Annotated in this window: 5 protein-coding genes; 2 read left to right on the forward strand and 3 right to left on the reverse strand. The window is 71.4% G+C overall.

The annotated features are described in order from the left end of the window. Positions 1-33: 33 nt before the first annotated feature. The 3 genes from ACIA5C_RS18830 to ACIA5C_RS18840 all read right to left on the reverse strand — a co-directional run bounded on the left by ACIA5C_RS18830 (position 34) and on the right by ACIA5C_RS18840 (position 7,058). Positions 34-4,449, reverse strand: coding sequence for a glycoside hydrolase family 3 C-terminal domain-containing protein (locus tag ACIA5C_RS18830; RefSeq protein WP_396056175.1), 4,416 nt, complete (start codon positions 4,447-4,449; stop codon positions 34-36). Positions 4,450-4,533: 84 nt separating this feature from the next. Further along, positions 4,534-4,968 (reverse strand): MarR family winged helix-turn-helix transcriptional regulator, encoded by a 435-nt coding sequence (locus tag ACIA5C_RS18835; RefSeq protein WP_396056177.1) that lies wholly within the window; start codon positions 4,966-4,968, stop codon positions 4,534-4,536. Positions 4,969-5,336: 368 nt separating this feature from the next. Beyond that, on the reverse strand, positions 5,337-7,058 hold the full coding sequence (locus tag ACIA5C_RS18840) for an EAL domain-containing protein (protein ID WP_396056179.1): 1,722 nt from the start codon (positions 7,056-7,058) through the stop codon (positions 5,337-5,339). A 361-nt stretch (positions 7,059-7,419) separates the two neighbouring features. Between ACIA5C_RS18840 and ACIA5C_RS18845 the strand changes: the two genes are divergently transcribed. Further along, entirely contained in the window at positions 7,420-9,039 is a 1,620-nt protein-coding gene (locus ACIA5C_RS18845; protein ID WP_396056181.1) for a restriction endonuclease, read from the forward strand. Between the two features lie 24 nt (positions 9,040-9,063). After that, a complete protein-coding gene (locus ACIA5C_RS18850) occupies positions 9,064-14,028 on the forward strand; it encodes an arginase family protein (protein WP_396056183.1) in 4,965 nt (1,654 codons plus the stop codon). The last annotated feature ends 11 nt before the right edge of the window (positions 14,029-14,039 follow it).

Consider the following 14,039-nt stretch of genomic DNA (forward strand, 5'->3'; position numbering starts at 1 on the left):
CAGAGCGGCGAAGCCACGAGCGACCGGCTGGGGTCAGGTCCCGACGCGTACCGCGAAGACGTGCAGCGCTGACCGGCCGGAGTGCGCGCCGTCGGAAATCGCCGGCAAGGTCAGGTAGCGGACGGTCTTGCCGGTGGTCAAGGGGACGGTCATGGCGTAGATGCTTGCGTTCTGGACGATGCTGCCGTTGGCCGTGTTGACCTGCAGGAGCGTCGCCAGGATGTCGCCGCCTGCGGTCGGGTTGTTGTTCCACCAGTCGTTCAGGTCGAGGGTGAACTTCTGCGTGCTCCCGTCGGTGTAGGTGATCACGGCGGTGCCGGCCGCGTCGCCGTAGGTGCTGGTGCCGACGATGCCCAGCCGCGTGCCGGAGCCGGACACCGGCACGGTCTGGCCGTTGGCGACGATGTTGTCCGGATGGCCGGACGGCCAGACGAAGTCGATGCCGTCATGGGTGAATGCCGCGCCTGGTGTCAGCCCGGCCGCGGCCAGCGCCTGGGCCGACAGGCTGTAGCCGCCGCCGTCCAGGCTCCCCGCGGCCTGGTCGCTGTCGTCGCTGATCCCGGTGTTGTCGAAGGCCGCCACCAGCGACGAGTGCGGCAGCGACACCCGGCCGGTGGCGGTGCTCCGTGTGGTGACGCCGGCGTCGGTGAAGACGGCGGCGGCGGTCAGCGCGTAGCCACCGGGTGCGGCGTCGGAGGGCACCGAAACCTTCCAGGTGGTCGTCGCCGGAGTTCCGCCGGGCAGGGAGGGGAAGGTCGACGGTGTGTTTGCCGTCGCGGCCCACCCCGGGGGTGCCTGCAGCGTGACCGCCACGTCGGACAGCGCCGGCGACCCGGCCCCGTTCGGCAGGGAGGTCGTCACCGTGAGCGTGTCGCCCGGTGCCGCCAGAGGCGGAGCGGTGAGGGTCAGCGGCCGGTTGACCGCCAGCGCGAAGATGTGCATGGCCAGCCCGCTGACCGGCCCGCGGCTGACATCGGGCAGCGTGACGTACTTGACCGCCCTGGTCTGGTCGAGCGGTATCGCCGCGTAGTACATGCTGACCTGCTGGTCGTTCCGGCCGCCGACGCTGTTCAGGTACGGCGTCGAGGCCAGCACGTCGCTGCCCGCTGCCGCCGAGTTGGCCCACCAGTCGCTGAAGCTGAGGTCGAACGGCTGGGTGCTGCCGTCGGCGTACGTGATCGTGCCGGTGCCGGACGCGGTGCCGTTGTTGGCCGCCCCGACGATGCCGAGCGTCGGCCCGGTCCCCGAGATCGCCACCGTCTGCCCGCTCGCGACGACGTTGTCGGGCTGGCCGGCGGCCACCGAGGGCCAGGTGAACGTGGTTCCGTCGTGGGTGACCGGCGCTCCCGGGGTGAGGCCGGCCGCCGCGAGCGCCTGGGCCGAGTAGCTGAGCGCCCCGCCGTCCAGGCTGCCCGCCGCCGGGTTGCTGTCGTCGCTGATCCCGACGTTGTTGTAGGCCGCGGCCAGTGCGGGGTAGGGCAGCGAGACCCGGCTGCTCCCGCTCACCGTGTGCTTTCCGGTGTCGTCGGTGAAGGTCACCGAGGCGGCCAGGTCGACCTCGGCCGGCGGTGCGTCGGTGGGAGCGGTGACCGTCCAGGTCGCCGAGACGTTCTGCCCGGGACGGACCGTCGGGAAGGAAACCGGCGAGGCGGCGACCACGCTCCACCCGGCCGGCGAGGGCAGGGAGAACACGACGTCGCGCAAGGTCGCCGCCCCGCGAGGGTTCGGCAACGACGTGGTCACCGTGAAGCTGTGGCCGGGCTCGACGAGCGCCGGCGCCGACACGGTGAACGGGGATCGGACGACGATCGGGGCGCGGCCGGTCACGCCGTTCACGGTGGCGCTGATCGTGGCGATGCCGTTGCTGCGAGCGGTGGCGACGCCGGCCGTACTGACCGTGGCCACCCGGTTGTCGCTGCTGCGGTAGGTGACCCGGGCGCGGCGAAGGTCGAGGAACGAGTGATCCGACAAGGCCGCCTCGACCACATGGTCGGCGGCCTGGTGCGAGGAGGCCTGAGCGGTGTCGTCGCCGATCCACGGGTTGACCCCGGTCAGGTCGAGCCGGTCGCCGGGCGCATAGACGACCTGCCCCGGCTGCACAGTCACATCGGTCACCCGGGGAGTGAGGGTTCCGGTCATGCGTACGGAGGAACGCGCGGCGATGTGCGCGGAGTCCGGTCCGACCTGGAATTGATAATCGCCGTTGTAGACGACATCGCGATGGTGCGCGGCATCCCAGAACGACAGATCACCGACCTTGACCGGAATGGTGAGCCGTTGGGTCTGTCCCGGCCGCAGCACCGCGGTCTTGGCAAAGCCGGCCAGCCGTTTGATCGGCAGTTGCCGACCGGCGACGGACGGCGAACTGACATAGACCTGGGCCACTGTCGCGCCCGCCACCTTGCCCGTGTTGGTCGCCGATACGCCCAGGTCGACGGTCCCGTCGGCACTCGCCCGGGAGGGCGCAGCGAGCGCGGAGAAACGGAACGACGTGTAGCTGAGCCCGTAGCCGAAGGGATAGGTCGGCGAGCCGGTGAAATATTGGTAGGTGCGCCCGAGGCCGCCGGTGTCGGCCGGGCTGAGACCGTAGTTGTCGATCGCGGGCAGCTGCGAGTCGTCCTGGTACCAGGTGAAATCGAGATGCCCGCTCGGGTTCTGCCGGCCGAGGAGCACGTCGGCCAGGGCATTGCCTTGCTCCTGGCCGTTGTACGAGCTGAAGACGATCGCCGGGAAATCGTTCTGCACGTCCGCAACGGCGATCGGCCCGTCGGTCTGCATGGCCAGCGCCGTCCGCGGGTTGCCCAGCGCGTGCACCTGGTCGATCAGCGAGCGGTAGTTCCCGGGGATGGCCAGGTTGTCGCGGTCGTTGCCCTCCCCCGCGGTCCGGTCGTCGGTGCCGACGAACACGACGACCAGGTCGGCCGCCCTGATCGCCGCCTGGGTCGCCGCCGAGCAGGAGGCCGCCCCGGTCGCGACCGTCGACGTGCCGCAGGCGTCGAAGGTGACGGCCGCGCCTGGAAGCGCCGCGGTGATGCCCTGCACCGGGCTGGTCCGATGGATGGGGTCGCCCGAGTAACCGCCGAGCGTCACTGCGCCGGCCAGATCGCCGACGACGACCACGGAGTGCGTTTTCGCCGGGTCCACGGGCAGCAACGCACCGTCGTTCTTCAGCAGCACGATCGAGTTGTCGGCCACGGTCCGGGCCAGCGCCTGATGGGCCGGGCTTTCGATCTGGTCTTTGCCGATCTTCGTGTAGGAGACCTTGGAAGCGGGATCGAACTCGCCGGTCCGCATGCGAACGGTGAAGAGGTGCACGAGCGCCTGGTCGACGATCCCCTCGCTCAGCACACCGGCCTCGATCGCGGCCCGGACATTGCTCAGCGTCGCGTCGTCGCCGGTGCAGTTGACGTCGGTTCCGGCCCTCAGCGCGTACGCCTGCCCGCCGGCCGCGCCCGGCACCTGCTTGCCCGTGGCCGTCTGGGTCCAGACCGTCCGTCCGCCGGAATTCGACGTCGTCCACCCCGGCGGCGCCCACTCGTGACTACCCGGGTTCCAGACGTCGCTGACCGCCCCGCAGTCCGAGGTGACGTAGCCGTCGAACCCGTAGGACCGCCGGGCGATCGCGTCGGTCGTGTACGTGTCGGCCGGCGACGGCGTCCCGTTGATCGCGTTGTACGACGTCATCAGCCCGGCGACGTGCGAGTCCTCGATCAGGCTCTGGAACTGCTTGAGGTAGTAGTCGCGCAGGTTCGCGTCGGTGGTGTCGGACGACGTCCGGTTGCGGGTGTCCTCGACGTTGTTGAGCGCGAAGTGCTTGGCGGTCGCGGCCACCTTCAGATACCGAGGGTCCCGCCCCTGGTAGCCCTCGACGAACGCCCCGGCCATCCGCCCGACCAGATAGGGGTCTTCCCCGAACGCCTCGTCGGTGCGCCCCCACCGCGGGTCCCGGTCGAGGTTGACCGTCGGCGCCCAGTAGGTCAGTGACCCGTAGTCGTCGGGGGACGGCCCGAGATTGTTCTGCCCGACCCCCCACAGCGACCGGTCGAGTTCCCCGCGGATCTCGTCCGAGATCGCCGTGGTCTCACGCTGGATCAGCGCCGGGTCCCAGGACATCGTGGCGGCGAAGTTGGTCGGAAAGCTGGTCGCGTGCACCCCGCCGGTGACGTCCCCCGGGTTGGTGTTCGCCCCGAGCCGGTTGATGCCGTGCTGGCCCTCGTTCCAGTAGGTGTGCCGCTGCACGCCGAGCCGGGGTATGGCCGGCGCGTCGTTGGTGTGCAGCTGGAGGACCTTCTCCGGAAGCGTCATCCGGGACACCAGGTCGGCCGCCCGTTCCTCGAACGAGTAATGGGTGTCGAGGTAGACCGGGGTGGCTTTCGCGGGCGCCGCCGCCGGCGACGGGACGAAGACGGGGGACGCGGCGAGCAGGAGGGCGAGGAATTTGCCGACCACAGGTGCCTCCGGGAACGCAGACAGTCACGGCATTCATGACTGTAGATGCGTTGCCGGGGTTTTTCACGGCCTTGTAGCAAACTTTCAGAGCGGGCCGTCGAGAATCGACTCCGCCGCCTTCGCGATCTGCTTCACCTGGCTCGGCGTCAACCGGTCGAAAATCAGGTGCTGGACGGCCTCGACATGCCCCGGAGCGGTCTCGACAACCTTCGCGTACCCCTCATCGGTCAGCACGGCGATCTGCACCCGGCCATCCTCCTGATTACGCTCCCGCCGCACCCAGCCCTGCCCCTCGAGCCGGGCCACCACGTGCGAGAGCCGGGACAACGAGGAACTGACACTGCGCGCCAGACGACTCATCGGCATCCGCCGGCCCGGCTCCTCGGAAAGCGTCAACAGCACGACATAACCCATGTGGGTCAGGCCCGCGTCGCGCTGCAACTGAGTCTCCAACGCCGCCGGCACCCGGATGAGAACCTCGACGAAACGCCGCCACATCTGCTGCTGCTCGTCGGTCAACCACCGAGGCTCGTCCATGAAGGAAGGTTAGTGGCGCCGGAAGGTTTCGCGAGGCTGGGGTGGCCACGAAGAGGCCATCCTCTGGCCAGGACGCAGAATGCAACGGGGTCCGTCGATCGACGAGGGAGCACGGCGAGAGTACGCTTCGGCCGGTTCGGCGTCGGGACCGGACGGCTGGGGGGCCTCGGCCGGGCCCGGCGCTGGGCCAGCTGGCTCTACTAGCTGGCTTCGCTTCGCTTCGCGGATGATCGCCCCTTTGGGGCTTGTGTCATCGGAGATGGTTTTCTGACGCCCGCAAAGAGCACGGGCGTCAGAAAACCAGCTGCGATGACACAAGCGGGGCGATCACAAAGTCAAAGGCGACGGCGTTACGGCGTGCTCAGGCGTCGGGGCTCTAGGGGGGAAGGGCGGCCTATTAAGTAGCCCTGGACGTAGTCGACGCCTAGTTCGCGCAGTAGGCGGAGGGTGGGCTCGTCCTGGACGAACTCGGCTACCGTGTGGATGCCGTAGGCCTGGCAGACCTGGACCATGGCGCGGACCAGGACCTGGTCCTGGGGGTTGTCTACCAGGTCGACTATGTATTCGCCGTCGATCTTGACCAGGTCGATCGGGAACAGACGCAGGTAGCGGAACGACGCGTAGCCCGACCCGAAGTCGTCGAGCGCCAGCTCACATCCCAGGTCGCGGATGCGGTCGGCGAAGCGCCGCGCCTCGCTCAGGTTGCCGATCAGGGCGGTCTCGGTGATCTCGAAAGTCAGCCGTTCCGGTGTCACCGTGTACTGCTTGATCAGCCGCTCGACCTCGCCGGTGAGCCTCGGGTCGCCGACCGAGCGGCCGGACAGGTTGATCTGCAGGTTGCTCTCGGGGTCGTCGGCGGCCAGTTGCATGGCCCGCTCGACCACCCACAGGTCGATGTCGAAGACCGCGTCGAGCCGCTCCGCGATGTCGAGCACCTGGATCGGCGACTGCGGCCCGTCCGCCTCGTCGAGCACGCGCAGCAGTAACTCGTGCCGGGTCACCCGGTTGGACTGCAGCTCGAGGATCGGCTGGGCGTAGAGCGTGAACCGGTCGGTGCCGAGCGCGTCGGCGACCCGGCTGCGGTAGCGGCCCTGCCGGTCACGCACCGCGATCGGATGGGCCACCGTCGTGAGCGCCCGGTCGGCCTCGCGGGACTGCCGCCACGCCTGCTCGGCGTCGATCAGCAGGTCGTGGCTGGTCGCCTCGGCGTCGGCCCGGAAGCGCACCAGCCCGCCCCAGGCCCGGGCCCGCAGCCACGTCTCGGGCAGCACGAACGTCTGCGAGCGCAGCGCCTCGACCAGCAGTTCGGCCTGCCGGCGGGCCATCGTCCAGGAGTCGCCGGCCAGCAGCAGCGCGATCTCGTTGGGGCCGACCCGGCCGAGCAGCGCGTCGGCCTGGGCCAGGCCCTCGAGGACCCGGGCGGCCCGGTGCAGCAGGTCGGCGTTCAGCTCCGGGCGTACGCCCTCGCCGTCCTCCGCGACGCGGTCCGGCTGGATGCGGATGACCAGCACCGCGCCGCCGCCGAGCCGCAGGGCCCGATCGACCTCGTCCGCGAAGCGGGCGCGGGTGAGCAGGCCGGTCGCCGGGTCCGGGTCGACGATGGACGACTGCACGGTTTCCCCTCGGCGGGCCAGCCGGGCGACCTCGCGGCGGGCACGCTCGCGGGCCGAGACGTCGGCGACGGTGCCACGGATGCCGCGGACCGTGCCGTCCGGGCTCTTGACCGGTTCGAGCCGGCAGTCGACGTCGAACCAGCTGCCGTCGGTGCGCAGCAACCGCACGGTGACCCGCACCGGGCCGCGACTGGTCCACGTGCGGGTGATCGCGCCGAGCGCCCGCGCGTGGTCGTCGCGGTGCACGTAGCGGGCGAGGACCTGCCGGCTGACCTCGTGCTGGACGGGCGGCTGACCGAGCATCGCGCGCAGCGGCGCCGACCACACGATGTGATCACCGGTCGCGGTGTAGGAGAACCAGGCCGGACCGCGATCCTCGATCGGGGTCCTGTCCTCTATCGGACTACGGGGCTCCGGAAGTGTGGGCGGCACGGGGTGCCGCTCCTCCGGTGCCGCCATCAGGTTCGCCTTCTCTCCTCGACCCGCGTTAGTTCCTGAACTATTACGACCCGTCACAAGGCCGCGATAACAGTGCACGTCCGCGTCAATGTTTTGGCGGCGCGCCCCACAAACCCCGGAACTGCAGCTTCTCGCCCGATCAGAGTAGGGAATCAACCGATCGGATGACCACTGCGCTCCGTATATCTCACTTCCTACTACCGTCTTATCCATGACGGACAGTTACTGCCAGTATTGAACGTGGAACCTAGTGCGACTCCTACCCCGTTAGCACGTTCGACATGCACACTGCGCGGTCGCGAAAGGACCATGCGTAGCGCTGGCTATCGTGGCGAAGAGACCCCGACGCGAGGACTGGTCCATGGGCATCATCCGAGACATGCAGCGCGTGCACGCCACCCAGACGGCCGAGGCGCAGCGGGCCAACACGGCCGCCGCACAGCAGCGCGACCTGATCCGGCGCAACGCCGACCTGGCCATCGCCGCCGCGCAGCAGGCCGCCTCAGACGCCGAACGGCAGCGTGAGCAGCGCCGGCTCTACAGCGAGGCGCGCACGGCCGACGCGGCGGCGGCCAACGCCGACGTGCGGGCCCGGCTCGCCGACCTCGACACGCTGCTGCTCTCCACGCTGGACGTCGACGACCACATCGACCTGCAGACGCTGAAGAAGCCGATCGCGGTGCCGCCGTTCGACCCGGGGCCGCTGGGCCGGCCCGTGCCCGAGCCGGTGTGGGACCGCTACCTGCCGCCGCAGCCGCGCGGCGTCGGCAAGATCCTCGGCGACCGCCTCTACCAGCAGCAGACGGCCGGGGCCCGGCGCAACTACGAGGACGCGCGGGCCCGGTGGTCCGAGGGCGAACAGACGCGCCGCCGCCGATTGGCGGCCCGGCGCCGGGCGTACGACGAGAGCAAGCGCAAGTACGAGGCGAAGCTCGTGGCCTACAACGCCGAGGTGGACCGTTTCGCCTCGGCGGTGGCGAGCGCCGACCCGGCGTCGGTGGTCGAATACTTCGCGATGGTGCTCGGCAACTCGGTCTACCCCGACAACTTCCCGCAGCACTTCCGCCTGGCTTACCTGCCGAAACAGCGGCATCTGCTGATCGAGTACCACCTGCCGCCGATCGAGGTGATCCCGGTGGTGAAGGAATACCGCTACGACCGGGTCCGCGACGACCTGGCGGCGATCCCCCGCGACCAGGCCGAGATCCGCCGCCGGTACGTCGAGATCATCGCCCAGGTGACCCTGCGCACGGTCCACGAGATCGTCGAGGCGGACCGGGGCGCCCTCGTTCACCAGATCTCGTTCAACGGCATCGTCGACACCATCGACCGGCGGACGGGCCGGTTCGTGCGCCCCTGCCTGGTCTCGCTGAAGACCGACCGGGACACGTTCGCCGCGATCAAGCTGCGCCGGGTCGACCCGGTGGCCTGCCTCACCTATCTCCAGGGCGTGCTCTCGGCCACGCCGGACGAACTGAACGGGGTGCAGCCGGTGATCGATTTCGACCGTGCCGCCGACCGGGCTGATCTCGAGGGAGGTGGCACCGAGGAGTTCAACGTCCTGGCCGAGATCGACGAGCGCCCCAACCTGGTCACCATGGGCGAGGACGCCTGGGAGCAGACCCTGGCCGAACTCTTCAGCGTGATGGGCCTGCAGATCGGCGCCCCCACCCGCACCGGGCAGGGCGCCCGCTGGCTGGCCACCGACCCGCGGCCGGTCTTCGGCGGCCCGGTCGTGGTCTATGCCACCCGCGGCGACTCGGCGGGCGCGGCGGCGGCCCACTCGCTGGCCGGCGCGGTGGTCGCGGCCGGCGCGACGAAAGGCATCCTGGTAGCGCTCGGCGGCGTCGACCCTCAGGCCTACGAGGCGGTCGCCGGTCGCCCGCTCGAGCTGATCGACGGGCCGGCCCTGGTCACCCTGCTGGCGAAGTATTGCGGCTTGAAGGCCCGCATCGAACACCCCGAACACGCGGAAGCGTAGTACGGGTGTCCTAGAATTCGGAGGATGTCCGAGCAGCTGGAGTCACCCACGACGATCCGGGACCGGGCCGTCGCGGTGGCCGACTACCTGCTCGCGGTGCGCGCGCAGATGGAGCGGCCCGCGCGGACCGTCCCGGCCGACGCGCACTGGCTCGCCGACCTGCCCGACCACCCCGACTGCCAGGCCGGGCCGGGCACCGACGGGACGTCCTGGCTGCGGGTCGGCCTGCCCGACCGGCCGCCGCCGGTGCCGGTGCCGGCCGAGCTGCGCCGCCGCCTCCGCGAGGGCGTGACGGCGAGCCGCGAACCCGAGGCCACCGAAGACACCGAGCCGGCGCCGGACGACTTCGCGGTCTGGCGGGAGCAGGCGTGGCGGCCGTGGGCGCTGGCGACCGCCGAGGCCGAGAAGACGCGCACGCTGCACCGGCAGCTGTTCGACCTGATGCACCAGCTCGACATGGCCACCGCGACCACCGAGCTGGTCTGGGGCCACGGCATCCTCGAGACGACGATCAACGGGCAGCGCGTGCGTTACCCGCTGGTCGCGACCCCGGTCCTGATCGAGTACGAACCGGACCGCTCGCTCGTCACCGTCTCGCCGGCCGGGCCGTCCCGGCTGCAGACCGACGCGCTCAACGGGCTCGACGAGCGTTACCTCACCCAGCTCCTGGCGCTGGCCGGTCCGGCCGGCACGCTCGAGGTCGACCTCTTCAACGACCTCGACCGCCGGGAGCTGTTCGAGCGGGCGCTCGGCCGCCTCGGTTACGACCGCATCGTCGCCGGCGCCGATGCCGAGCTGACCACGCCGCACATCAAGGACACCGGGGTGCTGTTCGCCCGGCCCAAGCAGCGGCTGCTGCGCGGCTTCCTGGAGAGCCTGCGCGACCGCCTGCTGGCCGGCGACACGTCGAGCGTCGGCGCCCTGAGTGCGATCGTCGCCCACGAACCGAGCAAGCTGCACATGCCCGACGACCGCCCGGAGGAGTGGACGCGGGTCGGCGAGCGGCTGCTCATGCCGCTGCCGACCAACGAGGCCCAGGAGTCGATCGCCCGGCGCCTGGCCCACCACCGCAACGTGGCCGTTCAGGGCCCGCCCGGCACCGGCAAGACCCACACCATCCGCAACCTGATCTGTCACCTGATGGCCAACGGCAAGCGGGTGCTGGTCGTGGCACAGAAGGAAGACCCGCTGCGGGTGCTGCGCGACGGCCTGCCGGAAGAGATCCAGCCGCTGTGCCTGGCCGTGCTCGGCCGCACCACCGATCAGCTGGTGCAGTTGCAGCTGGCCGCCCGGGAGCTGTCCGACCGGGCCGCCACCCTCGACCGCGACGCCGAGGGCCGCCGGGTCGAGCGCCTGACCGGGCTGCTCGAGGAGGCCGAGCGCGAGCTGGCGGCCTCGATCGGCGGCCTGCGGGCGATCGCCGAGAGCGAGGCGGTCACCTACCGGCTCGACGGCGCCGACCTGACCCCGGTCGAGGTCGGGGTCTGGCTGCGGGAGCGTGCGGCCGCGCACGGCGGCATCCCCGACCCGATCGTCGTGCCGCCACCCCTCGACGAGGCCGAGTTCGCGGAGCTTCTCCACCTCGCCGCAACCGTTCCGCCCGCGTCCCGGGCGAGGGCCCGGGCCGTCCTTCCCGACATTGCCGGCCTGCCGGACGCGGCGACGATCACCGCCGACCGCGAACGCCGGGCCGAACTGGCCCGCGAACAGGAGCGGCTCAACCGGGAGGGCCTCGACTCCGACGCCGTCCGGGCGGCCGGGCCCGACGGCCTGACCCAGCTGCGGACCGATCTCGGCGACGCCCTGGGCTGGTTGCGTCGCCGCGAGGGCTCGTGGACCGACCGGCTCGGCCGCCTGCTCACCGATCCGCACTGGGCCGCGGTCTGGGCCGATCACGTCACGGCCACCGAGTCGCTCCTGGCCGAGCTGGCCGCCCTCACCCGCACCCTGGCCGGCCACCGGGTCGACGTCCCGCCGGCCCTCGCCGCCGAACCGAAACGCCTGCTCGGTCAGCTGGCCGAGGTGCGGCAGCGCTTCGCGGCCGGCCGTGGGCTGAGCCGCCTGCTGCAGGCGGCCCTGTTCCGGCTGGCCGACGAGATCAACGTGGACGGCGAGCCGCTGCGCACCGCCGAGGACGTCGACGTGGTCATCGCCTGGCTGCGCCGCCGGCAGACCCGGCGACGCCTGGGCGCCCACTGGTCGGAGTGGATCACCCGGTTGCAGGTGCCGGCCCCGGAGACTCAAGATCCGGAGATCTGGGCCGGCGCGCTTCTCGCCGACGCGAGGCAGTCGCTCGACTGGGACGTACGGCATTGGCCGCTGCTCGCCGCGAGGCTGGCTTCGTGCGTACCGCAATTTGATCTTGATCTTGACCCGGCGGCCCTGAGCCGCGTCGCCGACCTGCTCGCCGCGGCGCCCGCGATCTTTGATCTCGATGAGCTGGCCGCCGCGGAGCGGGCGGGGAGGAAACGCCTCGCCGCGTGGCCGCGGCTCGGGCAGGCATGGCTTTCTCTCGCCGGGTGGGACGAGACGCTTGCGGATGTACGCGGGTTGGCCGCGCTCCGACCGCAAGCCGACCGTTGCGAGGAGCTTCGGGCGAGAGTGGCCGCGGCCGCACCGGCCTGGGCCGAGATGATCGACGCCGGGCGGGTCCCGGAGGTCTCCGGCCGCGCCTGCCTCGACGCGTGGACGTGGCGGCGCGCCCAGACCTGGTTCGACGACGTGATCGGCCGCGTCGACCCGGCCGTGCTGTCCAAGCGCGTCGAGTCGGCCCGCGACAAGATCCGGCGCCGCACCGGCGAACTGGTCGTCGCCTCGGCCTGGCTCGAGGTCTCGCGCGCCCTCGACGACCGCCGGCGCGCCGCGCTGGCCGACTGGACGACCGCACTTCGCAAGATCGGCAAGGGCACCGGTCGCAACGCGGCGGCCTGGCAGGCGCACGCCCAGCGGGCCATGGAGTCGGCGGTCGAGGCCGTGCCGGTCTGGGTCATGTCGGTCGACCGGGCGATCGAGCAGTTCGCCGGGGGCGCCCGCTTCGACGTGGTGATCGTCGACGAGGCGTCGCAGGCCGACCTGTTCGCCCTGCCCGTGCTCTCACTCGCCGAACGCGCCGTCGTGGTCGGCGACGACCAGCAGATCGGCCCCCAGCTGGGCTTCGTCGGCACGGTCAGCGGCCTCATCCACAGTCACCTCGACGACGTGCCGTCGGCCGAGCACTTCGACCCCGAGTCGTCGCTCTACGACCACGCCGTGCGGAGGTCGCCGGAACGCATCCTGCTCACCGAGCACTTCCGCTGCGTACCGCCGATCATCGAGTTCTCGTCCCGCCACTACTACGACGGCAAGATCATGCCGCTGCGGGCCGACCGGCCGTCGGTGCCGCCGCTGCGCACGGTCTTCCTGGCCGACGGCGTGCGGCAGCCGCTGGCCGGCTTCGGCGACGTGAACCTGGCCGAGGCCTCGGCGCTCGTCGACCAGGTGGTCCGGATCGTCGCCGACCCGTCCTACCGCGGCAAGACCCTGGGCGTGATCAGCCTGCTCAGCACCAGCGGCCAGGCCGGTTACCTGCTGTCGCGGCTGCGCGAGGAGATCGGCGAGGACGAGATCCAGGCAAGGCGCCTGCGGGTCGGCGACGCCTACACTTTCCAGGGCGACGAACGCGACGTCGTACTCGTGTCGATGGTCGTCTCCGACAACGACCCGAAGGTCGCCGCCTTCACCCGCCGCGAATACCACCGGCGCATCAACGTGGCCGCCTCCCGCGCCCGCGACCAGCTCTGGGTCTTCCACTCGGTGCGCGCCCGGTCCCTGCCGGTCGACGACGCGCGGTCCCTGCTGCTGAGCTACCTGGCCAACTACACCGTCGCCGACCCGGACATCTCCGACCTGTCGGCCAGGTGCGAGTCCGACTTCGAGCGGGACGTGCTGCGGCGGCTCACCGCGCGGGGCTACCGGCCGATCCCCCAATTCCGGATCGGCGCCTACCGCATCGACTTCGTGCTCAACGCCCCCGACGGCCGCCGGCTGGCCATCGAGTGCGACGGCGACTCCTACCACGGCCCGGAGCGGTGGGAGAGCGACATGCGCCGGCAGGCCGTACTCGAGCGGGTCGGCAACTGCGTGTTCGTACGCATCCGGGGCAGCATCTTCGCGCGTGAGCCCTCGGCGGCGATGCGCCCGGTCTGGCAGCGCATCGAGGAGCTGGGCATCGTGGCGCCGCCGCGGCGCACGGTCCTCGAGGTCGGCCAGTGGCAGGGCTCGGGCTCACCGACCAGCCGCCGGCTCGCGGCCGGCGCGGCCGACCTCGCCGCGATGATCCCGGGCGACCGCCGCGTCCGCGTGCCGATCACCGACGACCTGGCGGCCAACCTGGAAGCCGTCCGGGCCGCCGGCTTCGACGACCGCACGGTCACCGTCGGCGGCGACTGCGGCGTCGAACTGGGCCCGATCGAGGCGGCGCTGGCCGCGCACGGCGACGGCCTGGCCGTGGTCTGGTTCGACGCCCACGGCGACCTCAACACCTCCTCGTCGTCGGCGTCCGGCGCCTTCCACGGCATGGTGCTGCGCACCCTGCTCGGCGGCGAGGGCCCGCTCACCCCGCGGGCCACGTTGCGGCCGTCGCAGGTGGTGCTGGCCGGGGTCCGGGCGCTCGACCCGCCCGAGAAGCAGTACGTCGCCGAACACGACATCGCCCTGGTCCCGCCGGACGAACTGGCGGACCTGCCCTCGGTGGTCGCGGCGTCGGGCGCGCGGGCCGTCTACATCCACATCGACCTGGACGTCCTCGACCCGTCGGCCTTCTCCTCGGTCGGCTGCCCCGAGCCGGGCGGCGTCTCCCCGGCCGCGCTGGCCACGGCCGTACGCTCCCTCACCGACCGCTTCACCCTGGCCGGCCTGGGCCTCACCGAATACGAGCCGACCGCCGACGGCGACCGCGACACCCTCCGCGCCCTGGTCGAGGCCCTGCTCGCCCCGGCCGCCCAGCGGTGACGCCCCACTCC

Source organism: Actinoplanes sp. NPDC051343 (genome assembly GCF_044455125.1).
GTDB lineage: Bacteria > Actinomycetota > Actinomycetes > Mycobacteriales > Micromonosporaceae > Actinoplanes.